This window comes from Gracilibacillus thailandensis (assembly GCF_010994055.1).
Lineage (GTDB): Bacteria > Bacillota > Bacilli > Bacillales > Amphibacillaceae > Gracilibacillus > Gracilibacillus lacisalsi.
In genome coordinates, this window is the sequence record NZ_WJID01000022.1 from 1 (window position 1) to 25206 (window position 25206).

Sequence of the window (25206 nt, forward strand, 5' to 3'; positions counted from 1 at the left end):
CACTTCGCTTTCCATGGGGCGTGTCTTCAGCTAACTTTTGTAAAGAAGATCGCTTTACAAAAGTGAATCTTCAGATCACGCTGATCCCACAGGGGTCGAAGTGGGCGCATGCGCTAAATAACGTTCTACATTTTTTAACGTACGGACATTACGTCTTTTATTTTACATTGTATAAAACCTTAAAGTTAGCTGTCACTTACGTTGTAGAGCTGCTTCACAGCGGAGGCCGCCCGCTTAACAAAAAATCCTCCTCGCTTCTTCCTGCGAGGAGGATTTCAAATTCAACTATGGATTATTCTACACCTTCAGTCCACTCAGCAACTTTGTCTGAATTAGCTTCTACCCAGTCTGCTGCAGCTTCTTCTGGATCTGTACCATTGTTAATTTCAAGCATAACAGAGTTACTGTCTTCTTCTGTCCACTCGAATTGATCTAACACTTTATATGCATTTGGTAAATCTTCTTCTAGTCCTTCACGAACCATTGTTTCAATTGTTTCTGCTTCACCAAATACACCTTCTGGATCTTCTAAATATTTCAAATCATATTCAGAGAATTTCCAGTGTGGAGACCAACCAGTAACAATGATAGGTTCTTCATTTTCAATTGCTTCTCCAAGTTGTGTTGTCATTGCACCACTTGAAGATGTTTGCACTTGCCAGTCACTTAAATTGTCATATTCTTCGAGAGCCTTTTCAGCAGCACTTACCACACCGGCACCTGGCTCAATACCAGTAATCGTTTGACCTGCTTCATCTGTAAGATCTGCAATAGAGTCAACATCCATGTAAGATGGTACTACAAGACCAATTTGTGCTCCTTCAAGGTTTGGTCCCAATTCTACAACTTGATCACCAAATTCTGCATATTGTGATTCATGTGTTCCTGGTAACCATGCTGCAACCATACCATCAGCTTCACCATTTGCTACCGCTTCCCACATAGCTGCATTTTCAATAGATGTAAGAGTTACATCATATCCTAAATCTTCTAAGACATTACCTACAACATGTGTAGAAGCAATTTCAGTGTCCCAGTTTACGTACACTAATTCAATTTCTTTACCTTCACCTACAGCAGCTGTTTCATCACCTGTAGCATCATCACCTTCATCATCGGCACCACAAGCTGCAAGTACAAACACTAAAGCTAATACTGCCATTAATCCAAAAGACTTCCATGTTTTAAACATGAATAGACCTCCCCTTTAAAAAATTTATATTTAAACATATCCAGGTTATTCTGGATATGTTTATCACCTTAACTTTAAAAAACTTCACAGTGTCTTAACAAATTTCTTCTAACCAGTTTAATACCACTTAATCTGGCTATGTTTATTAAACTTAGCCTTTATTTAAGTTTTGAGAAACTCTGTCAATAATAATCGCTAAGATAACAATACCAAAACCTGCTACAAACCCAGGTCCTTCTTGTGAACGTTGCAGAGCTGTTAATACTTTATCACCAAGTCCTGGTGCACCGATCATTGATGCAATTACAACCATAGATAACGCAAGCATTACCGTTTGGTTTACACCTGCCATAATCGTTTTTCTAGCCATTGGTAATTCTACTTTAAACAGCTTTTGTGATCCTGTTGTACCAAATGCGTCCGCAGCTTCTACTAACTCATTGGATACTTGACGGATACCTAAATTGGTAAATCGGACAACAGGTGGTGTTGCGAATACAACAGATGCAAAAATACCTGGTACCATCCCAATTCCGAAGAATACAACGGCAGGAATTAAATAAACGAAAGCAGGCATCGTCTGCATAAAGTCTAATATTGGCGTAATAATTGTTTGTGCCCATTTACTCTTTGACATCCATATACCGGCTGGAATACCAATAATGATCGATATTAAACTGGCAAAAAGAACTAATGTGAATGTGTACATTAACTCTTCCCATAAGCCCTGGTTATAGACAAACCACAGACCAATAATAGAAAAAGCAACTAATCCAAATTTCTTACCAGATACAAAGAAAGCAATAAGAGCAACGATTAATATGATAATCAGTGCCGGAACTTGATTTAACCATTCTGCAGTCGTTTCAACAAATTGACCAAAATCTTGTTTGATTGGATCAAAAATAAATTGAAATGTATCTTTCATCCAATCAACAGCTGTATTAATCCACTGTGCTACTGGAATCTCGGGGATAAAATCAAGCATCTTCAGTCACCCCATTTCCATTTGCTAATGCTGCAATTACTGCACCTCGTACAATGATGCCTTTCATTTTGCCATCTTCCACAACAGCTACTGGTACTGGCGCATCATGAATAATTTCAAAAATTTCATGAATAGGTGCTTCTAATCCTACTGTAGGCATATCTGTACGAAGAATGCTGTGTAAATCTTTTTCTTCATTATCCCGAGCCTGTTTAACATCATCGGCTGTGACATAGCCCTTTAATTGTCTAGAGCGATCAACTACATAGATGCTTGACAAGCCTTGCTCACGAATTCTTTCTAACGCAACTCTTGGACCATGTTTTTCGATATCAACCGTTTCAGGTCGCTTCATAATATGACTTGCTGTTAATACTTTGGAGCGATCAACATCTTCAACGAATCGTTCCACATAGTCATTGGCCGGATTCACTAAAATTTCTTCCGGCGTACCGATTTGAACAATAGAACCATCCTTCATCAATGCAATTCGGTCACCGATCCGTAATGCTTCGTCCAAGTCATGCGTAATGAAGATAATCGTTTTCTTCATTTTTTGTTGAAGGTCCAGTAATTCATCTTGCATATCTTTTCTAATTAATGGATCCAATGCAGAAAAAGCTTCATCCATAAGTAGAACCTCCGGATCGTTTGCCAAGGCTCTTGCTAAACCAACACGTTGTTGCATACCGCCTGATAACTGATCTGGATATTGGTGAATAAAACTTCCTAATCCTACTAATTCTAAAGCTTCTTTGGCTTTTTCAGCACGCTCTTCCTTTTTGATACCTTGAATTTCCAGTCCAAACTCCGTATTTTCTAACACGGTACGGAAAGGAAATAATCCGAATTTTTGGAAGACCATACTCATTTTTTCACGACGGACTTTACGTAATGTTTCTTTCCCTACCTTCGCAAGATTTTCTCCACCTACTTCAACATCACCTTCCGTAGGGTCAATCAAGCGATTCAATAAACGTACAAGTGTTGACTTCCCACTACCAGAAAGTCCCATAATAACGAATACTTCGCCTTCTTCGACTTCAAACGTCGCACGGTTTACACCGACTGTACATCCTGTTTTTTCTAAAATTTCTTCCTTTGCATATCCCTCATCTAATAATGAGAGAGCTTCTTTTGTTTTCTTGCCGAAAATTTTCGACAAATTCTTTACACTAATGACAGACATGAATCTATATCACCTCAATTTATATTCGACTTTTCCCGTCATTTTATGCATCACTTATACTATGCTAAAGGTTTTACTTATGAATTTCAAGCGTTATACACTTATTTTTCCGTTTGTTACGTTTGTAAAGTTTAAACTTTACAAATGGAAATCCTTACTTTTACTATATACTTAGTATTTACATTGAATTTTTAATTATATAGTGTAATGTTATTAATAAGAGAGTTGAAAGGGGTTATCATACTTTTATGACACAGGAAGCTGATACTAATATAGAAAGAGTAAACAATCAAATTATTTCTGAGTTTTCCAAAACACTTGAAATGTTTTCTTTAAATAAAACAGAAGCGCAATTATTTGTTACGCTTTATTTAAATGGAGCTCCCATGACTTTAGACCAAATGAAAGATGCTCTGGGTAAAAGTAAAACGGCAATGAGTTATGCCGTTCGCAGGTTGCAGGAATTTAATTTAGTTGAACGTGTCTTTCAAAAAGGTGTGCGAAAAGACTTATATGAAGCTCGTGAGGATTTGTATAAGAAATTTATGAAAACTTATGTTAATCGTTGGCTCGAGTCACTCAACCTGCAAATTAACAACTTAGCAGACATTCAAGAGGATCTAGATCGCTATCCTCATGAACAAAAGGAATTATTTGAGCATAAAATTCAAGAAGCAATTTCCTTTCATCGCTCGCTTGAAACGGTTTTTTCGAATATTAAGAAGAATGATTTTCTTTGATTCATAGTGATCCTGGTCCATATATATTCTAAATAATGGGACTTACTATAATTTATAAGCTTTATTTATATGTACTATATGTAAAAATGGGACAACATATGCTGTCCCATTCGATTACATCATCTCTTCAACTGTCCCATCTTCTTGATCAACAATATACCATCCAATAGTTGCGGTATGACTTGTTTCACCATTGGAAACTAATTCATACACTTGAACGACAAAATTGCCATCATCATCTTTGTGATCCATTACGACATGGATATCACTATTCTGTGAAATATTAAGGTGGTTCCTTACTAAATCTTCTGCTTTAGTGTTCGTAATTTCACTCGTATCCGTTTCGTGGTTACTATCAGTATTGTTTTCATCTGATGCTTGTTCTTCGCCTTCTCCATTCTCAATGTTTTCTCCATTTAAATCTTCAGACCTTACTTCACTAACAATCCAAGAATCATCAGTTGACGCAATCACATAAGTCATTCTTACATTTCCTATTAATTCATTTGATTGTTCTTGTGTTACCTCATATTCTACATCATTCACTTGTTCAAAACTAAAATCACTATCTTCATCAAACCACACAGGGGCCTCGGTTGAAACAGTATATACCTTACCGTTATCCTCTTCAAAATAATGAGCCACAAATGAATCAGCTAATTCTTCTGACATAATGGTCATGAATTCTTCTTTCAGTGACTCCTTTGAATCATAATCTTTCAAAGCACCATCATCCTCCGTATTTTCAATGACAGACATGAATTTATTTTGGTATTCATTTAAAACTTCTTTTGCTTGTTCTTGATCAAGTGTAGGTGTATCTTCCTCAGAAGATTCATCTTGTTCTGAGTTTTCTGCTGATTCCTCTACTTCGTTCTCTGGATCTTCTGTTTCATTTTCATCTTTGTCATCTTGTGTACACGCCATTACTAATAACGATAACAGTAATACTAGAATGACAAACAATAATTTCTTTTTCATGTCGATTTCCCCCATTTTTCATCTAATATCAAAAATATTACTTAGTAATAATATACCCTATTTTTGATAATAACAAACTATTTATCATCCTCCTATAAGGCTTTATTACTAATATTTCTTGAGATCTTTAGCTATTTCACTTTATCCTTGCACAGTGAACGACTTTTTTTATTCAGCGTACGAACAGGACGAATCAGAAAACTGCTAAATAAAACTGTAAGATTTCCCCGTAAAAGTGGTTTTACCGGGAAAAGTGCCTGTAAAAATGCTGATTTTTCCCGGTGAAAATACAATTACAGGGAAATCTATTAAATAAAACAGAGGATTTCCCTATAATAAAAGGAACGATGTTAGTCAAGGACCTAATGAAAAAGATAGGTGAATTCATCACCTATCTGCTACTTATCTATAAATCTCGTTAAAAAATCAGCCAATCTAGTTTGATATTTTTCCTTATGAAGTGCGTATGCTTCACCATGCCCGGCATCATCATATAAAAAGATTTCTGCATGACTATTAGTCTCTTCATAGAGTTCATTTGCCATTCTGGAAGGGACAAATGTATCTTCTTTTCCATGGAAATAGAGAATCGGAACCTTTGCCTTCTTTACCTGATCAATAGCGGAAGCTTCGTAAAAGGAGTAATTGGCACGTATGTTGGAAACCATACTCGTTGTAGGTAATACCGGAAATGCTGGTATGTTGTACATCCTGTTCATTTGATATTGAAAAAGGTCATATACATTGGTATAACCACTATCCGCGATGACCGCTTGTACTTGTGGAGGAAGCTCTTCTCCACTAGCCATTAGCATCGTTCCTGCACCCATCGATAACCCATGTAGAACAATTTCCGCATTCGTTCCAACACGCTCAATAACTTGATCTATCCAATCTAAAACATCCAGACGGTCATGCCAGCCAAAACCAAAGTAATCTCCTTCACTTTTTCCATGCCCTCTCATATCAAAAAGAAAGATATTATAACCTAACTCTTCATAATAGTATTGCGCATATAAGCCCATATCTGTAGCTTTTCCTAAATAACCATGACCAAAAATAACTGTTTTGTTTGTATCAGTAGTGGCCGGTAAATAGTATCCTTTTAAAGTTAAATCATCAAAAGTTTGCAGCTGCCAACCTTCAAAACTCTGACTGGCCACCCAGTCTCGCCATCCGCCTTTGGTAAAGACGTTCATCGCTGATGCGGATACTTCTAAGTCTTCATTTCCTTGTAAAAAAGTCTTTTGTTCACGTTTGATGGCGAGGTTATAAAAATAGTTTCCAGCAAATAAATCTATGCATAATAAAATGGCGATAAGCGCTATCATTATTTTTAAACCTTTACCTATCTTCACAAAAAATCCCCTTTCGACATCTTTATACATATTATAACAAGCATTTGCTTCATAAAGGGGATTTTTTATTGGAACAACCGGAAAATTTCGACATTTTTTTCATTCTTCTAATGATGTCAGGACCTCATTAATGGTGATAAATGCTTCTTTTAAGGCTCCTTTATCTTGATCCGCTAATGTTGCAAAACGTTCTCGCACGACTTGGTAAAGAATCTGCTTTTTCTCAGTTGAAAACTGCTTTCCTTTTTCCGTCATTTGAATGTATGTTATCCGCCGATCTGTTTCATCCTTCGTTTTAATAATAAACTCCTTCTCCGTCAGTTTTCGAATTAATGGAGTTAAGTTTGATTTGTTAATATCTAATTTTTTAGCAATCTCCGCCATTTGAATTGGCCCCATGTTTTCCACGATGTGTAACACATGGAAGTGGGATGGGTGAAGTCCTTCTTTTTTCGTTATCGGAGATGTACCAAACATCTTTTTTGTCAATATTGGTAATACAGTTAATGCCTGTTCCACCAATTCATTTGTCAATGTATCTTGTTCTTCCATCTATTTCGCTCCCTCATATAGATTGACTTCATTAGATATACAATGGATAATAGTTATTATATCATAACTATCTTAGTTGATAAGGAGGTTACATATTGAATTCTATCATTTCCGTGAAAGATTTAACAAAGACCTATAAAAAAGTAGATGCGGTAAAAGGAATTAACTTTGATGTTAAAGAAGGCGAAATTTTTGGCTTTCTCGGTCCTAATGGTGCAGGTAAAAGTACAACAATCAATATGATTTGTACAATGCTAAAGCCAACTTCCGGAGAGATTATCATCAATGACTATGATGCTAAAAAGCAAAAAGATGAAGTTCGAGCAAGCATCGGCATCATTTTTCAAGAAAATACATTAGACGAAAAATTAACAGCTAACGAAAACTTGAAATTACACTGTCGTTTTTATAATGTGCCTAAAAATAAACGAGAAGAGCGCATTCAGGAAGTACTGGAAATTGTCGATTTGGTCGATGAACAAAACCAGCGTGTAGAAGAATATTCCGGTGGGATGAAACGTCGTCTTGAGATCGCACGTGGACTTCTTCATTATCCGAAGGTGCTTTTTCTAGATGAGCCGACTGTTGGACTGGATCCGAACACGAGAGCACACCTATGGGAATATATTTTAAAGCTCAAAGAAAAAGAAGGTATTACAATGTTTCTCACCACACACTATTTAGATGAAGCTGAGATTAGTGATCGAGTGGCGATTATGGACCAGGGTGAAATTATTGCGATCGACTCCCCTACTGCTCTTAAAGACCAGCTTGGTGGTGACATTATTGAATTGTCCACGGAAGATAATGAGGCTGCTTTAAGAGAAATTGAAGACAAAATGGAAACGATCGAAGTGAAAGTGGAAGATGATACGATTCATCTCAAGGTCGAAAGTAGTGACACCTTTATTTCTTCTTTCATCAAAACATTAGAAATTCCGATTACGAAATTAAATATTCGTAAACCTACATTAAATGATGTGTTTTTAGCTTTTACAGGAAGAAAAATTAAGGAATAAGGGGGTAATACTGATGGAAGGTATCATAGCAATTTGGCAGCGTGATTTAACGAAATTTTTTCGTGATCGAGCACGACTTCTTGGGTCATTTTCAATGCCGATATTATTTCTGCTTATATTCGGTGGTGGTTTAAGTGGAACGATGGAGACCATGATGTCTGGCGGTTTTGGAGAAGAAACTAGCGGATTTAATTATGTCGAATTTGTATTCCCTGGCATTGTCGCTATGACGTTATTAATGACAGCGATCTTTTCCGCCATGTCTGTGATCGAGGATAAAAACTATGGCTATATGAAAGAAATTTTGGTTTCACCAATTTCACGTGTAAGTATTGCTGTTGGGAAAATGTTAGGAGCAGCAACGGTTTCAACCATTCAAGGTGTTATTTTGTTTTTGCTCATTCCTTTTTTAGGGTTATCCTACAGCATTATTTCACTGATTCAAGTCATTCCGTTTATGTTCTTACTTGGTGCGGCATTATCAGGCGTTGGCTTGTTATTTGCCAGTATGATTAAATCGACACAAGGATTTCAACTGATTGTGCAAATTATTGTGATGCCGATGATATTCTTATCTGGCGCACTATTTCCTGTTAGTAATATGCCAGGTTGGCTCGATGTCATTGTCAAATTGAATCCTGTTACATACGGTGTCGACGTGATGAAGAAAATTATGATTGACGTAGATAGTCTATCTCAAACAGTACAAGAGACAATGGGCTTACATATTACCGTCTTTGGCAGAACTGTATCGGTGTTTGAAGAAATTTTATTTATTTTTGCATTTGCAGTCGTCTTTGTCGCGATTGCAACAATTAGTTTTAAACGAGCACATGCGTGAAAAAACCGCTCAGTCTTTAGTCATAATGAGAGTTAGTATTCATTACCAGCAAAACCGTTACATGTATCAATAAGATTTCCCGGTAAAGTTACATTAACCGGGAAATGAACCTACTTAAGCAATAGGATTTCCCTATAAAAATAAAATTACAGGGAAAACTAACAAGTAGCATAAGCAGTTTTTCCCATAATAAAAGTGTATTCTATGTCAGAATTAGCACACTATTCGTCCTTCAAAATCTCACGCAAAAACCGTTCCCGATGTTCTAAAAAATAACGAGTGATTTGATAATGATCCGTATTCTCATAAGCAACTTCCTGAATATGATCATCATCAAAACTAAAAATGGTCGCCTCCGGATACCCTAACAGAATCGGCGAATGGGTTGCGATAATAAATTGACTATCACCGTTTGCTGATAAATCATCCAATATCCTTAAGAAAGCAAGTTGTCGCTGGGGGGATAAGGCAGCTTCCGGCTCATCCAATAAATAAATCGCTTGTTGATGAAAGCGATGTTGAAACAAGGATAGAAAGGACTCACCGTGTGATTGATGATGCAACGACTTGCCTCCATAAGACAAGTCACCTCCATCAAGCGAATCAATATGGGTAGCAAAATGATGAAACGTTTCTGCTCGCAAAAAGAAACCGTTTGTTACTTTCGGCATCCATGACAATGTAATATAATCTCCTAATGCTGACTGAGCTTCATGTACCTCAAAATAATTATTACGTCCCCCACCAGCTGTATTAAATCCACATTTATCAGCAATAGCCTCTAGTAATGTTGATTTACCTGACCCGTTCTCCCCGACAAAAAAAGTCACGTTACTGGTGATATCCAATTGCTCTAACCTTTTTATTACTGGGATAGAAAAAGGGTAACGATCATCAATATTTTTATCTTTCTCTAGTGTGATTCGTTTTAAATACATATTATCACCAACTTTCTACTCTTTTTTAAAACGATAACCAACACCCCAGATCGTTTCAATAAAAGTTGGTTGTGAGGGATCTCGTTCGATCTTCTCCCGGATTTTACGAATGTGCACCGTTACCGTGGAGCTGTCACCGACCGCATCAAAGCCCCAGATTTTTTCTAAAAGGTGATCTTTCGTGAATACCTGGTTAGGATTCGTCGCAAGGAAATATAATAAATCATACTCTTTGGCGGTCAACGACAGTTCTACATCATCAAGATAGACTCTTCTTGATGGATGATCGATAGTTAACCCTTTGAATTCGATGAGTGGACTTGTTTTTTCTCGTTGTGTTAGCCGCTGATATCGAGATATATGTGCCTTTACTCTGGCAACAAGCTCATTCGGATTAAATGGTTTGACGATATAGTCATCAGCTCCACGGTTAAATCCTTTTATCTTATCGATATCTTCTTTTCTTGCGGTTACCATTAAAATCGGGATGTCTAATGTTTCTCTGAATTGTTCACAAAGCTTAAATCCATCAATTTCAGGCAACATTAAATCTAGTAAAATCAGTGCATAAGATTCTTGCTTGGCCAAGGTTAAACCTTCTCTACCAGTTGTTGCGATATCCACCTCAAAACCACTTAATTCTAAATAGTCCCGCTGTAATTCTGCAATACTTTCTTCATCTTCAATAATTAATATCTTGGTCATTTTTGTTCACCTTTTTTCAATTGAAAATAAATAGTCGTACCTTGACCAGGCTCACTATCCGCCCAAATCATGCCGCCATGTGCTTCGATAATCTTTTTCACAATCGCAAGTCCAAGACCGCTTCCCCCTGTTCTTGAATTCCGTGATGTATCTGTCCGGTAGAAGTGGTCAAATATATAAGGAAGTTCGTATTCACTAATACCACTTCCATTATCTTCTATAGCTATCATAACATGATCGCTTTGTTCTGTTAGCCTAATTGTGATCATGGCTTTCTTTTTGTCAATATATTTAACACTGTTAGTAATGACATTCATAATCGCTCGGTGTAATTGCTCACGATCCGCTTTCACTAAAAAGTTTTGTCCCTTGTCCGCAATAAAATCGAAAGTTATATTGTTATATTGAAACGTTAATTCCTCGATAATATCGTCTAAATAGTCATTAATATCAAGCACTTCAAACTGAAATGGCATCCGATCTAAATCCAGCTTTGAATAGATAAAAAGCTCATCTACCATTTTTTCAAGTTGATCTGTTTTGTTATATATCGTCTGCATGTAGCAATCTAATTTTTCAGGTGAATCCGCAACACCATCCAGTACTCCTTGAACATATCCTTTAATCGATGTCACCGGTGTCCGCAAATCATGGGAGATACTAGCAATTAATTCTTGGCGGTTTGCTTCATATTTTTCCTGGGTTTCCTTCGCCTGTTTTAAACTTATTCTCATTTCTTCAAACGTATTGGATAACTGGCCGAGCTCATCATTTTTCTTGGATTGTATGTTATGGTCCAAGTCACCTTGTTTTATTTTTTCTGCGGCTTCGTTCAATCGTTTAATCGGTTTAATGATCGTCCTTGATACAAAGTAAGTCAACAAGCCATTCGTAATCATTAATAAAAGAATAATTGCCACCAATCGGTAACTCATAAACCTTTGCAAGCTATTCCCTTCAGGTTCTAGATTTCCCATCACGAAAAAAAGATAACCTAACAAAATCTCAATGATTAAAAAGCCGACCACTGGTATGATGATCATCGCTATATTGGACAACAATAATCTTTTTTTTATCGACATCAGCTGCACCTGCCTTTTGTTAGATTATATTAAAGAAAGAACGGATAAGCCAATTTATCCGTTCGTCTTCTTGTGATCTAGGAATGGTACAAGGATCGCACAAATAATAGCTGTATAATAAGGCAGAAACTTTATTCCGAATGGCGTGTTAAAGATCGTCATTCCTAAAATACCCATTAAGCTCGATAAAGCAATTCCTAACACAAAACCTCCTATTAATCCTACTATAATAGCGATAAAAGTTCTCATGATTGATTCTCCTTATTTAGATAAAATTTTGCTTGAATAACCATCCAAAATGACAATAATAGAAGACCAGTTCCTATTACTGGATGTAACGCTGCAAACCACGGAAAATGTCCTGCAATATTTGCAGAGAAATACATTAAAAACATCATCAGCATCAATCCGAAAATCTGCCAGTATACCACTCTTGGTAGTTTTGCTAACCAGGCAACAATTAGCAGTAATAACGGCACATTAAAACCGAACAAATGAATAAAAAACGTGTGATTTGCCCAATGCATTGGATGAATAAATACCGCCATTCCTGCTAAAATAATTTGCGTTGTTATCATTAGTGTAAAGATGACAGTGAGTGCGAAATATAAGATTTTCACCATTGGAATTCGCATAGATTCTTCCTCCTTTGATTGACTTTAAGCACAGTCTATCGTTAGAATCTAAACTCACTCTTAGCTAATTCTTAATTTTTTCTTAAATAAGAAAAAACGAGCAAAATCCGCTCAAAAAAGCGGATCTTTCAGGTCAAACGATTCCCACAGGAGTGGAAGTTGCAGCCTTTGCCATGATCACGCTCTACAACGATAGCATGAGTTAACACAGTTGTTTTACTTACAAAATGTGTATGAATTACAAGGAAAAACGAGGAATGTAATTGTAAGATTTCCCGGTAAAGTCGAAATAACCGGGAAATCAATCTACTTAAGTAAGAGGTTTTCCCGATAAAAATAAAATTACAGGGAAATCTAACAAGAAGAATAAAAGTTCTCCGCGATAACATAATACAGATCGTTTAGGCAGCGCATCAATATTTATCGACATAGCTAATTTTCTAGACAAAAAAATAATCCGCACTAGGCGAATTATCGAAAATATTTTTCTATATACTGTTGTTCTTCCTCTTCGGTATACAATCGTAATGCTCTGCCAACGGTACCATTCTTTAGTTCCCAAATATAATTATGTACTTCTACCGCATTACTGAAATCACCGTTTTGCCACGCTGTTAAAGCCTCAATATAAAAATCACGATGGGTAAAATCAGAGTTTTTTGCTGTTTCAAGCATTAAGTCTATTCTTTCATCCGTGATTTCTACAGCCCCCCATTTATCTTCAGCATGAATTTTTTGATGTGTCATATGATGTAAAGTATCCATAAAATTAGCTTCACTTTGAATACTCTCCGTGTTCACTTCCTGTACTTCTTCCTCAATATCTGTCTCACTAACTTCCATATCCACTTCTGCTGTCATTTCTTCTTGTGGCTCCTCATCGTTTGCCACATCATCCTCGGATAATAAAGCAAAAAGAATAAATATTGCAAGACCAAGAACACCTATCGCAAACCCAATAGTAACTACCCATCCAATAATACCTAACAATTTACTTTTCATACCAATACCTCCATAATTAACATATCCAAAAATATGCCAAAAATCAAGTCTCTTTAATGTGTTGACTTTGATATTTGGTGGTAATACTTATGTAGGATGAATTATTTAAATGAGGAGTGGTTTAATGAGTAATGTAGTGCCTTCCGTTAAATTGCATGATGGTCTAGAACTTCCCGTTATTGGCTTCGGTACAGCTAACATGAAAGGAAATCAAGGATCGACTGCTATTGCTAGTGCGATTTCAAATGGCTACAGGTTAATAGATACCGCATATAATTATGAAAACGAAGGTGCGGTTGGCGAAGGTATTCGCAGATCTGGTATTTCAAGAGAACAACTACAAGTTGCCTCTAAACTGCCAGGACGTTATCACCAATATGACGAGGCTGTAGAGGCTATTCAAGAATCATTATTCCGTGCCAATTTAGATTACTTTGACTTATATTTAATTCACTGGCCAAATCCGAAACAGGATCACTATGTGGAAGCATGGCAAGCATTGATTGATGCAAAGAAATGGGGGTTGATCCGCTCCATTGGTGTAAGTAACTTCTTACCAGAACACCTTGAAAGGTTAGAAAAAGAAACAGGCGTCCTCCCAAGCATCAATCAAATTGAATTACACCCATTCTTTAACCAGGAAAAGCAACGACAATGGCATGAGGAGCACGGTATTGTCACAGAATCGTGGAGTCCTCTCTATCGTGCTAAACATACGATGGAGAATGAAACACTTCAATTCGTTGCACATAAATATAACAAGTCTGTCGCACAAGTCATTTTGCGTTGGCATTATCAGCTCGGTGCGGTGACGATTCCTAAATCTACTTCACCAACTAGACAGGTCGAAAATATTTCTATCTTTGACTTTGCATTAGACTATGAAGATATGGAAATGATCGGGAAACTAACAAGACCGGATGGCAGAATTAACGACCAGAACCCAGCAGAATATGAAGAATTTTAAACCGATCAAATACTACTATTTCATACAAAGAAGGTGCCACCTAAACGTTAGGGGCACCCTCTTTCATTCGGCACTATTTTCCTTTATATTTTTCCTCTGATTGTGAAGTGCTCTGGCTATTCTTCTTATTTTTGAGATTCTTCTCTTCAATTTCCAAATCTCTTAGCGGAATATCATCGACTAGTTGTTGCTCCTTAAACTTATACAGTTGTGACCGTTTCTCATCGTTAACACTTTTCCGTTTGTTATCGACCGTTTCTTTTTGCTCTACTTGTTTATTTTTTCGTTCCTCTCCCATCATTAACACCTTCCTTTTTTTATTGTATGATCTGGATGTTGGTAATGATGATATTGCTTTGTGGCAAAGCTGGGATATCATTCATACTGTAATCAAAATCCTGTTCAGGAAAATCGAATGAAATCTCCTTACTGAAAAAATCTACCGTTTCATGTAAGATGTCGATCGTAATCCACTCGCCTGCACAGCGGTGACCAATATCAAATTCACCACCCCCTTGTGGAATGAATGAAAATGGATTCCCTTGCCAGTTCTGAAAACGCTCTGACTTAAATCGATTTGGATCTTCCCAGATAACAGGGTCATGGTTGGTACCATATAAATCAAGCAATGTAAGTGTCCCTTTTTTAAATTCGTAATTATTCCAAGTAAAGTCTTGTTTTACCCTTGCAGCTGTAAAAGGGAAGAAAGGATAAAAACGACGTACCTCCTGAATGAATTCGCGACCATTACCTTCACGAATACGTTCGGCTTCAGCTGGATAATCATACATCGCTAACAATGCAAAATCTATATAAATAGCAATGGCAACGATTGGTCTTAGTAAATTTAATAACTCCACCGCAACGATATTCAGTTTTAATAATTCTCCGTTAGGATCTTTATGCAAAGAAAATTGATATAAGGCACGGTTTTGATCCACATTTATCGTTTCTTTGCGAACCTGTTGAACGAGATCCTCCAGCCATTCTTCTGCCTTTTGTCTAGATCTCCTTGCCTTCCAATGCTTCGGTCCCACATCTGCTGCATGTTCAAACAAATCACTAAACTCATCAACCCATTGATCTGCTTCTTCCTTCTGAAAAGGGACTCCCGTCCATCGTAAAGCCACTCGTGTCAATACATACTTAGCCGCTTCATATACATTCACATCATTCTGTGCGTCAAACAAGTGATTTTTCCACTCTTCTCGTATGAATTGGCGAATTTCTTCTAATTTATCGGCCGTCATGAGCGACATGAACATTGCTTTGCGGTAACGGTGGTCTAGATTATCCAGCCCCTGTACCCCACCTTTACCAAAGAGTGTTTTCTGGATTCGACCAGGTGCTGCATTTTTACGCTGGAACTTTTCATTATCGTAAAACAATTTTGCTTCCTGTTCGCCAACCAAACAGATAGCCTTTTCACCGAGCAGTCTTGTTTCAAAAATTCGCGAATCAAATTTATTGGAACGGTTCATAATGAAATAGTAGCCTTCTTTTAACAGATCTAAAGTATGGTCTAATCCTTTTTCTTGTGGTAGTTGTTGATGATCTGACATATTTAGCCCTCCAGGATCTGATTTACTACAAACATTTTTCCCTAATATTCATTTTTAAAACAGCCATAAAGGAAAAGACCATACTTGTTATTTAATATGTCGGCCAACCTTGACTATCCCAATACAAATCGTTTATTAATAGTCGCGGCAAACCGTTACTGTCCGCATCATACGCATGTCGTACAAAAATATTATTGTTGTATACATCTTGATGTCCGGGTCCAATCCATTTGTCGTTACCATCGTCAAAAATAGTACCTCCACCATTTAACATATCTCGACCTAATTTATCTACGTATGGGCCTGTTATGTTGGAAGAACGACCAACGGCAACTTTATACGTACTATTCAAACCACTACAACATTTATCAAATGAGGCAAATAAATAATAATAACCGTCTCGATAAGTAATACTTGGTGCCTCAATTGCGCCTTCTGGATGATCAGGTCTTGCAGCAATCGAATAAAGCTGCCCTGTCGGTTTCATCGTATTAGCATCTAATCTCGTAAGTTTTATACCACTCCAATGGGAACCAAAGGATAACCATGGGTTGCCGTATTCATCAATTACCAAATCACCGTCAATTGCATTAAAATTATCTGACGTTGTTGAACGAACGACTAAGCCATCATCTCTCCAGTTACCTGAAGCTATACTGTCCGTTGAAAGCAAACCGATTAACGATTGATTAGAGCCAAAGGAAGAGACAGAATAGTATAACCAGTATCTCCCATTAAAGTATTGAATATCTGGAGCCCACTGTGCGCTTGTATGATTTGGGACATAATCACTCCACCAGCTTAAAGGTTCAGGGAACACTACAGGTGCCTCATTCCAATTCAAACCATCGTGCGAGTATAAAACCCTTATTCCATTACCATTTTCCTCTCCTGTCCCAAACGTCCACCAAGTATCTCCTTCTTTGATGAGAGAAGGATCATGAATCATCGGATGTTCATCCATTTCCCAAAATGCTGCCGATACCGATACACTGGAAACACCGAAAAATACTAAAACAAACAACAATACTTTCCAATAACTTTTCAAACTCATATGCTCCACTCCTTAACTTTATTATTAAGTATGCGTTTACATTATTGAAAATGTTAACCTCATACTTATTTAAAGTGAATTATAACACTATTTGCAGCATATGTTAATTATTGGAACCAAAAACACTTCTTAAGAACTATATCACTAGGACATTTATTTCGTTATATATCGTGAGGCTATAATCAGCGGGGTTTTACCCACACTGATCATGAGCCAAACTTATCTAAGTGTATGTCCTCAAATGTTACTAATCTATCTTGGCCTTCGTTTCTTAGCATTTAATAATCGAGCCATTTTTTCCTCTCTGCTTTCACCTTCTTTATTGGATGTATCACTTGGTCTTGTTTGTTTGGGTTTTACTAATGGTACATCATTTGTCTTAGCTCGCTCCTGTTTAGGTGGCGAAGTCGTTTTTTTCGATGATGCTTGTTTTAACTGACTTAGTTGTCTCGATCTTTTTTGAGTGACTTCATTTACCTTATTTCGCCCGTCTTGAAAACGTGAACTCATTTTCGTTACAAAAGTAAAATTGAATCGAAATCGTCTAACTGCTACATCTAACATAAATAACAATAATGCTATTGCCAACAAATAATAAAATATATCTTGTTTATCATAACGAGGCGGTAAACCTTCCGAAGAAAAAGCATCATCTAAATTTTCGACTACTTTACCACCGCCGGCAGATGCAATTTCTTCGATTACCTGTTCGTTAGTAGGAGTAAAAGTATATTCCTCTGAATATGGAACAACTACTCCTGTTTTAAATGAACTGACAACTTCCTCATTTTCTTGTTCAGTAATTTGCAGAAAATAAACGCCGGATTCATTTGCTTCAAAACTGCCCTGATACTCCCCAGGAGCTTTCGGTTGTAAGCTGAAGTCCACTTCTTCCCCTGTTTCACTAATTAGGCTGGCATTTAGATTGGCAGCTTGGTTGTCAGCAGCTGTTACGTTTAACGTTACTTGATTTCCTTCGATCTCTTTCGACACTTGATAGGACTCTTTTTGATATTGCGGAAAAGTCCAAGTGACCATATCATTCCAAAGGGCGGACCAATTCTCCCAACTTGGCCAACTACCTGCCCATTCACCAGACAAGTCTGAAGTCCAAGCAATCGTTTTACCTAATCCATACTGCCATCTAGCGAGGACTGGATCATCTTTCTCACTTACTAAAATTTGTTGAGCACGGCCTTTTGGAGTTGTGGCAATGTAGGCATTCATTTGTGGGACGGCCTTTTCAAAATAAGATCCCCATTCATACCCATTGACTAAAGATGGATAAAAAGGATCGTCCTCAATATATGTTTGGGTTACTAAGGATGTTTCTCTCGATAAAATCGTTGGAATACTAGAATTATTTTGCACTTCATAAAAACGACCGCCACCTAACTCTGCCATTTCTTGTAACAACGGTCCATCTGCTTCCATTCCGATCGCTACCGTGGATAATGTAATTCCTGATTCAAAAGCTTCTTCGATCATTTTTCGATAATTGATCGTAGTAGCGGATTGTCCATCCGTTAATAGAATCACATGTTTTCGCTTTAAATCTAATGGCTCCATTTGATCATAAGATTGTGATAACGGTGTAAATATATCTGTTCCACCACTTGCTGTTATCGACCGAATTTTATTTAATACTTCTTCCTTATCATTAATTGGTCCCAGTTCTACTACTTCCCATGGTGTCCCATCAAAAGCAGTGACACCGAGCGTATCTTTCTCTCTCAACAACTCTACCGATCGTGCTGCGGCTTCACGTGCTAACGCCATTTTATTTCCCGACATACTGCCTGACTTATCAAGTACAATGGATAGCCCTAATGAAGGAAGTTCCTTTTCCCCTTTTAACTCCATATCAACTGGTAATACTCGTTCAATTGGTGTTTTAAAATAGCCACCAACACCAAAGGATTGATCACCACCTGTCATCATGAAACCAACTCCAAAATCTTTTACCGCGCGTTCAATTAGCTCCATTTGTTGACCAGTAATCGTATGAGCAGATACATTACTGAATATTATAGAGTCGTATTTTAAATAATTACTTAATTGTCCAGGCAATAACTCTGGTGGAATGGTTTCAATTTGAATAGCTGAAGCATCTAGTGCATTTTCCACATTAGCCGCTACGCCACTTTTCCCTTCTACAATCAAAACGTTTGGCACACCTTTTGTTTCAGCAAAAGCGGACAACTGATTATTTTCGATCACTTGATCCTCTTCACTGACAATTTCCGCACGAAATGTATGAAATCCATCCGTTGAAATGAGATGATTAAATGACAGTTGATTACTTCCTTCGTTCAATTCAACGCTTTGCTCAATAATGGTTTCTCCATCCATCATGATTCTTACTTGAGTTGTCGTATTGATACTGCTGTCGATTGTCATCGAAAGAGTAGCCTGTTCACCTAAATAAATATTTTCTGGGACATCAAATGAAGAAATCGCCACATCCTCCTTGTAAGTAGGTGAAAAAGGGAGAACATCGACAATATAATCCTGTCTATGCAAATAGCTTGCTTGTCTGACAGCATCATTGATATTTTCATTTCCATCTGTCATTAACACCACTCGACCTTTAACATCTTGAGAAAACATACTTCCTGCAAGCTGTAGACCAGAGGCCAAGTTCGTATAAGAACGATTGACAGCTGTTTGAAATGACTCCATACGATTTACTTGACTAGATAGAGGTGTTTCCACTACCGCTTCTCTACCAGTAGACACAATGCCTGTTTGATCCTCTGGTGCTTTAGCCTGAATCGCAGCATTGACCTGTTCTAACACCGTTTCCTCTTTTTCAACCATACTATGTGAGGAGTCCACAACAAATACAGTTGCTATTTGTTGAATCGGCGATAGTATTTGCACACCTGCTAACGCTAAAATAATTAGAGTAAAAACTAAAGTGCGCAAAACGAGCAAGACGATTTTTCTTCCACCAGAAAGTAATGCATTTGAGCGGCCATATAAATAAAGAACGACAATCATTGGTATTAAACCAAGAAGCCACAAGGGATTATCGACCTGTAATGCCACGTCGATACACCTCCCATTCGATAAACAATATCAATAAAGCTAGTACAGCAAATATCCTCCATATTTCTCGCTTGGATAGCTCTGTTGTCCTTTCCTCGTCCCCTTCACCACTAATAGAAAAGGATTCAGCTGCTTTACTTATTCTTTCTTCCTGATCCAACTGCACGACAAAGTGACGTTGAATAGATCCAATATTCGTTTTTTCATGAAGCTGATAGATTCCTGGTTTACTAGGCATAGTTACTTCCCGTTCACCAAGCTCTATTTGTTGCACTACTTCACCGTCCAACTGTTCAATTGTCGCTTCATTTGTCGTTGTGGAAAGATTGATCTCCGTCGTCTCTTGTGGTGTATAATATCCTAAACTCGATCCACTTCCTACTAATTCTGTGATACTATTTGCTATCAAAATTGGAAATTCTGGTTGCAAAGGCCAGTCCGAATCTTGAAAATCAAATGCAAAAAAAATCATCGGATCGTTCTTATAGAATCCTTGCGCGATGATAGTCTGGTCCCCACTTTGTACAAGTGGTTGTAAATCATGCCAATTATTAACAGGAAAAGCCTGTCCTAAATATACGTTTCGCACAGCCGCAAAAGATAACAGCGGTGTATCACTCGCTTGCTTTAAGCCAAAATCTAATTCCTGTTTAGCTTTTACTTCAAAAGGTCCTCCAGTTACAGGAGAAATAATAAGCTTAGGTCCGACAGGCCATTGATCTGCCTCAACACCAGCTAAAAGATAAATGTTCTCTGGTTGATGTTCTGGAAATGCGTATTCTCCATTTTCAGACTTTGTTATCGTCGTAACATTGTGTCCCGCTGATAGTAGTGCTTGTTCGATAAACGGATTTGCCTCACCAGCTACATAAATAGACGGGGACTCTTGTTTAGGTAATAAAGCATAGATAAGATTATCAAGCGGATAAGCATCTTCTTCTATTTCAACTTGGTAATAATCATGTTCAGGTAACTGATCGACTCGAATCGTTTGTTGTTCATTTGCTGAGATATCCTCGGTTACTTGTTTTAACACATTGTCTTCATGACTTATCGTTAGCGTAACCTCTGAAGATTGTGATGATTGATTTGCAACGTTTATAATCGCAGAGACGTGATCATCTCCTTGCTTTACCCCAAACGTTTGCAGAGAGATATTTTTAGAGATTTCATCACTGTTGTGGACGGTAACAGGTTGCGTCAAATGTTGATCAGCTATACTTTCTTTGTCCAAGCTATCCGTATAAATATGTATCTCACCTGTTCCCTGTTGAATCAGAGATTGTGCTAGTTGCAAACTATCTTGAAGATTTTCAGTCTGATAGGATACCTCTAACTCTTTGATAGAATCACGAACGGCATGATGATCTGTCTGGTTAGCAGTAAGTATGACTGGATCTTTCTGAGCATGTATCACACTTACCTGATGCCCTGCCCCTAACTGATCGATTAATTTCTCTGCTTGCTCTTTTGCTTCCGCTAACCTTGTTGTTCCATTTTGTTCTGTCATCATTGTCGCAGATGTATCAAAGACAATCACCAAATGATCACCACTTATCGTTTCACTTTCCAGATAAGGACGAGTGAGCGCAAAAATAAGAAATAATAGAATCAGAAGTTGCAACAACAAGAGGATATTCTTCTGCAACTTGTGCCACCAATGATCTGATTCCCACTCTTGAAAGGTTCGCTCCCAAAGATATATAGATGAGATAGTTTGTTGATCAAATTGCTTCTTAAAAAAATAAAATAAAAGTAAAATCGGAATAGCACTAAAAAACCAGAAAGAAATTGGTGCTAAAAAACCCATGTTATCACCTCCTGAGCCATCCTTTATGCATCAATGTCGAAAAAATTGTTTCTTCTAAGCTTTGGGAGGTAGGGCAAACAATCAATTCCATCCCTCGTTTTTGGCAGAATGACTTCATTTGATTAGTATGATTTTCAAATAGTTGCTTGTATTGATCAATCACCTTTGGTGACATGGATACTTCTCGATATTTCGTCGTCTCAATATCAATCAGTTGCAAATCACCTACATAGTCCGGATTCATTTCTTCTGGTAAAACAACTTGTAAAAGTAATACTTGTTGATGACGAGCCTGCATTTGTTTCAATGCCGAGAACAAATTATCTGGATCATCTAAAAAATCACTAATCAAAATAGTTAAAGATCCTTTTTTCCCAGCCCGAGATTTTTGCAGTAGTTGTTGACCAAACCGTTCTTCATCAGGTGCAATAGATACCTGATCGATAAAATCAATGACATGGTTGATCATGGCTTTCCCTTTCGTATCTGGATACGTGTTAGAAGGAGAAGCTATCGGTGTAAAACGTAGACGATCCGCATTTGCCAATGTCAAAAAAGAACATGCTGCTGCAAATTGCTTGGCTCTTAACCATTTTCCCTTAACGATTCCCATTGATTTCGTACAATCTAAATAAATCGAAACGGAAAGCTCTTGTTCATCCAAAAACCGTTTAATATAAAATTTGTTTGTTCTTGCAAATGTGTTCCAATCAATTTGTCTTAAGTCATCGCCAGGACTGTACAATCGATAGTCGGAAAACTCTAATGATGAGCCAAGCCGTTGTGATCGACGCTCACCCTTATGCCCTCCCCTAACTATTTGCTTGGAGGTAAGTTTAAAGTTAGCAAGACGCTTCGTTAAAACTGGTGATAGAAGCGCGTTCATCGAATCACAACCTTTCTTTTCCGCGAGAAGCATTTCATTATTTACGTGCATCCCCTTCAATCGATTCAAGTAATTCTGTAATTAACTCATCTTTATTGATTTGACTAGCTTCCCCTTCAAAATTCAAAAAGAGGCGATGTCTTAATACCGAGTGTGCCACTTTTTTGATATCACCAATGGAAACATTGTAACGTCCATCAAACAATGCACGAACCTTTGCAATACTAATTAAACTTTGCATCCCTCTTGGTCCTGAACCGTAATCCACATATTTACGGACATTTTCTATTGCAAGTTCATAATCAGGATGTGTTGCCATGGTCAGATTGACAGCATAATCTAATACATTATCTGCTATCAATATGTGTTTCGCTAGTTGTTGGACATGGACAACATAGGAGTCATCAACTATTTTTTCTAATGGAGGAATAGTTGAACCAGTTGTCCGATTGGCAATTTCTTTTAGCTCTTCACGAGTTGGATAAACGACATTAATTTTCATCACAAAGCGATCCATCTGTGCTTCTGGTAATGGGTAAGTTCCTTCCAATTCAATCGGGTTTTGTGTAGCAAGGACAAAAAATGGTTTTGGTAATCGGTGCATTTCTCCCATCACGGTCACCGTTCTCTCCCCCATCGCTTCAAGCAATGCACTCTGTGTTTTCGGTGTAGCACGGTTAATTTCATCCGCTAATACAATATTCGAAAAAAGTGGTCCCTGATGAAATACAAAAGACTGCCCACCATTCTCATTAGGTTGAATCATATTTGTACCCGTAATATCTGATGGCATTAGATCAGGAGTAAATTGTACCCGCGAAAATCTTAAGTCCATTACTTCTGATATTTTCCGAACAAGCATTGTTTTCCCAAGACCAGGTAGTCCTTCTAATAACACATGCCCTTCAGCAAAGATCCCCCATAAGAGCTGTTCGATCACATCATCTTGCCCTACGATAAAGCGACGAATCTCCTTTTTGACTAATTCTATCTTTTCCTTTACTTCAATCAATTCTTGTTCATTTATTTCTTCCATCTTCAGTTCTCCTCCGCTGGCTTAATGTCAGAAAAGTATTCCTTAATTATCTCTTGTAAATGGTCAGGATAATCATTTCGTTCTAACGCTTGACGATACGTATTTTCATAGTGCTGATACACTTCATCATATGAACGAACTTCACCAGGCAGTATTGGTGCATTTGGCGCAACTTGTTTTTCACTAGATCCTGAACCAAGTTCTCCATTATCTATTTCTTGATTTTGTTCACCATCTAAGTTTTGAGGTACCGATAGTTGACGATTACCATCGCCTAAACCAGCACCGTTACCAGATCCTGAACCACTTCCTGAACCGGTGCCGGAGCCTGAGCCTGTTCCAGAGCCTGAGCCATTCCCAGATCCGGAACCACTGCCACTTCCTGAATTAGATCCACTTCCATTTCCAGATTGTGAACTAGAACCTTCTTGTTGGTCATTCTCAGTTGATTGTCCACTTCCTCTAGCGCTATTACCCGATGACGGACTTCCGCTTGAAAATGAAAGCGAACTTGAGGGAGTGAGACCAGCAGTTGTCATTTGTCCATTCATATTTTTTGCAAGTTGTTGAAGATCTTGTTGTGCTTCTGCAAGCATCGCTTGATTTTCAGCAGAATTTACTATTTTCTTTAAATCACCTTCCAAGTTTGAGATTAACTCATCTAGTTGTTCCTTGGATAACGTCCCTTCCGCCAATGCTTCACTATCTTTCCCCATTAGGTCTGCTATGGATTGTAACTTTTCCTGTAATGCTTGTAATTCTTCCTCACTAAAATCATCCAATTGATCCTGCAGCTCAGCCATCTGCTTTTCGATTTGATCCACATTACGATTACTGGTAGCTTGTGCAAGATTATTTAGCCCTTCTTGCCGCAATTGTTCTGATAACTCATTTAATTGATTTTGACTCGTTTCAGCTTTTTCTTTCAGTTCGTTTAGTTGTTCCTCTGCTTTTAACAGTTCCTTATTGATTTCCTCTGCTTGTTTTGCCTGTTCCACTTCTTCAAGTAGCTCATCTAGCTCTTTTTCTGCTTCTTCACCAACTTTTTCTTTATGTTCTTCTGTATACTGTTCGACTTTTTCTTTGTTTTCTTTTACTATTTCGATTTCTTCTTCTCTATCCTCTGCAGTTTCCATAACATCATTAGGAAATGCCGATCCAAGGTATACGAGTAACAGCAGACTGCCAGTAACAGCTAGTTTCTTCCATTGGAACCAAGCAATCTTCTCTGCTTTGATAGTAGGTATGACTTGTCGCATTTTGTTTAGTGTGTCTTTCCGCTGCAAATTGGCAATAGCCGATGATTCATCCATAAAGTGATAAGTAGTCATTACCCGATCATCCAAGTCATGTTGATCCAACTTCCTAACTGCATCCAAATTGGTAGGCCATTTCCATACAAGGTATAGGAAGAAAGCGACAATCACAATACCTACAGTAATAACGATTTTGTTCTCTAAAAAAGGAATAACAAAAAATCGACTAGCCAAAATCCATAACAAAGTAATACCTGCACAAGTTGTTAGTGCAAGATATAAACTATGAATCAATGCTTGGATCCATAGTTTTCTTTTCACTTCTTTTAGCAACCGAAAAAAATGATCGTGCTGATCCATAC

At 37.6% G+C, this 25206-nt stretch carries 24 protein-coding genes; 4 read left to right on the forward strand and 20 right to left on the reverse strand.

What is annotated here, in order from left to right:
• Positions 1-292: 292 nt before the first annotated feature.
• From GH715_RS08340 to GH715_RS08350, 3 genes are all read right to left on the reverse strand, one after another.
• Positions 293-1192, reverse strand: coding sequence for a glycine betaine ABC transporter substrate-binding protein (locus GH715_RS08340; RefSeq protein ID WP_153835022.1), 900 nt, complete (start codon positions 1190-1192; stop codon positions 293-295).
• Between the two features lie 151 nt (positions 1193-1343).
• Complete coding sequence (locus GH715_RS08345) at positions 1344-2180, reverse strand: ABC transporter permease (protein WP_153835021.1); 837 nt, start codon at positions 2178-2180, stop codon at positions 1344-1346.
• On the reverse strand, positions 2173-3369 hold the full coding sequence (locus GH715_RS08350; protein WP_153835020.1) for a quaternary amine ABC transporter ATP-binding protein: 1197 nt from the start codon (positions 3367-3369) through the stop codon (positions 2173-2175). The genes GH715_RS08345 and GH715_RS08350 overlap by 8 nt, the downstream gene beginning before the upstream one ends.
• A 248-nt stretch (positions 3370-3617) precedes the next feature.
• Here GH715_RS08350 and GH715_RS08355 point away from each other — a divergent pair, with 248 nt between their 5' ends.
• Positions 3618-4109: a GbsR/MarR family transcriptional regulator gene (locus GH715_RS08355; RefSeq protein ID WP_153835019.1), complete on the forward strand. Its 492-nt coding sequence runs from the start codon at positions 3618-3620 to the stop codon at positions 4107-4109.
• 114 nt (positions 4110-4223) lie between these two features.
• Here the strand turns inward: GH715_RS08355 and GH715_RS08360 are convergent, their stop codons facing one another.
• From GH715_RS08360 to GH715_RS08370, 3 genes are all read right to left on the reverse strand, one after another.
• Positions 4224-5090 (reverse strand): hypothetical protein, encoded by an 867-nt coding sequence (locus GH715_RS08360; RefSeq protein ID WP_153835018.1) that lies wholly within the window; start codon positions 5088-5090, stop codon positions 4224-4226.
• Positions 5091-5488: 398 nt separating this feature from the next.
• The gene (locus GH715_RS08365; protein ID WP_240469364.1) at positions 5489-6448 is read right to left on the reverse strand and encodes an alpha/beta hydrolase; all 960 of its coding nucleotides are present in this window, start codon (positions 6446-6448) and stop codon (positions 5489-5491) included.
• Positions 6449-6547: 99 nt separating this feature from the next.
• Positions 6548-7000, reverse strand: a complete 453-nt coding sequence (locus GH715_RS08370; RefSeq protein ID WP_153835017.1) for a MarR family winged helix-turn-helix transcriptional regulator — start codon at positions 6998-7000, stop codon at positions 6548-6550.
• A gap of 95 nt (positions 7001-7095) precedes the next feature.
• On the opposite strand from GH715_RS08370, the gene GH715_RS08375 reads away from it, so the two are divergent.
• Both GH715_RS08375 and GH715_RS08380 read left to right on the forward strand, forming a co-directional pair.
• Entirely contained in the window at positions 7096-8019 is a 924-nt protein-coding gene (locus GH715_RS08375; RefSeq protein WP_153835016.1) for an ATP-binding cassette domain-containing protein, read from the forward strand.
• Positions 8020-8032: 13 nt separating this feature from the next.
• Positions 8033-8860, forward strand: coding sequence for an ABC transporter permease (locus GH715_RS08380; protein WP_153835015.1), 828 nt, complete (start codon positions 8033-8035; stop codon positions 8858-8860).
• Between the two features lie 221 nt (positions 8861-9081).
• Here GH715_RS08380 and GH715_RS08385 read toward each other — a convergent pair whose 3' ends face one another.
• The 6 genes from GH715_RS08385 to GH715_RS08410 form a co-directional block, all read right to left on the reverse strand.
• Complete coding sequence (locus GH715_RS08385) at positions 9082-9798, reverse strand: AAA family ATPase (RefSeq protein WP_153835014.1); 717 nt, start codon at positions 9796-9798, stop codon at positions 9082-9084.
• 15 nt (positions 9799-9813) lie between these two features.
• Positions 9814-10503 carry a response regulator transcription factor gene (locus tag GH715_RS08390; RefSeq protein ID WP_153835013.1) on the reverse strand — a complete coding sequence of 230 codons (690 nt, stop codon included), beginning with the start codon at positions 10501-10503 and terminating at the stop codon, positions 9814-9816.
• On the reverse strand, positions 10500-11585 hold the full coding sequence (locus GH715_RS08395) for a sensor histidine kinase (RefSeq protein ID WP_153835012.1): 1086 nt from the start codon (positions 11583-11585) through the stop codon (positions 10500-10502). Before GH715_RS08395 ends, GH715_RS08390 begins: the two co-directional genes overlap by 4 nt.
• Positions 11586-11639: 54 nt before the next feature.
• Positions 11640-11834 (reverse strand): DUF5957 family protein, encoded by a 195-nt coding sequence (locus tag GH715_RS08400; RefSeq protein WP_153835011.1) that lies wholly within the window; start codon positions 11832-11834, stop codon positions 11640-11642.
• Positions 11831-12220 carry a DUF6220 domain-containing protein gene (locus GH715_RS08405; protein ID WP_153835010.1) on the reverse strand — a complete coding sequence of 130 codons (390 nt, stop codon included), beginning with the start codon at positions 12218-12220 and terminating at the stop codon, positions 11831-11833. The genes GH715_RS08400 and GH715_RS08405 overlap by 4 nt, the downstream gene beginning before the upstream one ends.
• A 471-nt stretch (positions 12221-12691) precedes the next feature.
• A complete protein-coding gene (locus GH715_RS08410; RefSeq protein WP_153835009.1) occupies positions 12692-13222 on the reverse strand; it encodes a DUF6241 domain-containing protein in 531 nt (176 codons plus the stop codon).
• 124 nt (positions 13223-13346) lie between these two features.
• Here GH715_RS08410 and GH715_RS08415 point away from each other — a divergent pair, with 124 nt between their 5' ends.
• Positions 13347-14189, forward strand: coding sequence for an aldo/keto reductase (locus GH715_RS08415; RefSeq protein WP_153835008.1), 843 nt, complete (start codon positions 13347-13349; stop codon positions 14187-14189).
• A gap of 73 nt (positions 14190-14262) precedes the next feature.
• Here GH715_RS08415 and GH715_RS08420 read toward each other — a convergent pair whose 3' ends face one another.
• The 8 genes from GH715_RS08420 to GH715_RS08455 form a co-directional block, all read right to left on the reverse strand.
• Positions 14263-14487, reverse strand: a complete 225-nt coding sequence (locus GH715_RS08420; protein ID WP_153835007.1) for a hypothetical protein — start codon at positions 14485-14487, stop codon at positions 14263-14265.
• A gap of 19 nt (positions 14488-14506) precedes the next feature.
• Positions 14507-15751, reverse strand: coding sequence for a CYP152 family fatty-acid peroxygenase CypC (locus GH715_RS08425; RefSeq protein WP_153835006.1), 1245 nt, complete (start codon positions 15749-15751; stop codon positions 14507-14509).
• Positions 15752-15842: 91 nt separating this feature from the next.
• On the reverse strand, positions 15843-16805 hold the full coding sequence (locus tag GH715_RS08430) for an arabinan endo-1,5-alpha-L-arabinosidase AbnA (protein WP_163578549.1): 963 nt from the start codon (positions 16803-16805) through the stop codon (positions 15843-15845).
• 252 nt (positions 16806-17057) lie between these two features.
• Positions 17058-19856, reverse strand: coding sequence for a VWA domain-containing protein (locus tag GH715_RS08435; RefSeq protein ID WP_153835005.1), 2799 nt, complete (start codon positions 19854-19856; stop codon positions 17058-17060).
• Positions 19837-21666 (reverse strand): BatA domain-containing protein, encoded by a 1830-nt coding sequence (locus tag GH715_RS08440; RefSeq protein ID WP_153835004.1) that lies wholly within the window; start codon positions 21664-21666, stop codon positions 19837-19839. The genes GH715_RS08435 and GH715_RS08440 overlap by 20 nt, the downstream gene beginning before the upstream one ends.
• Before the next feature lie 4 nt (positions 21667-21670).
• On the reverse strand, positions 21671-22552 hold the full coding sequence (locus GH715_RS08445; protein ID WP_163578550.1) for a DUF58 domain-containing protein: 882 nt from the start codon (positions 22550-22552) through the stop codon (positions 21671-21673).
• A 37-nt stretch (positions 22553-22589) separates the two neighbouring features.
• Positions 22590-23588, reverse strand: a complete 999-nt coding sequence (locus tag GH715_RS08450) for an AAA family ATPase (protein ID WP_153835002.1) — start codon at positions 23586-23588, stop codon at positions 22590-22592.
• Positions 23589-23590: 2 nt separating this feature from the next.
• On the reverse strand, positions 23591-25204 hold the full coding sequence (locus GH715_RS08455; protein ID WP_153835001.1) for a GumC domain-containing protein: 1614 nt from the start codon (positions 25202-25204) through the stop codon (positions 23591-23593).
• Positions 25205-25206 lie beyond the last annotated feature (2 nt).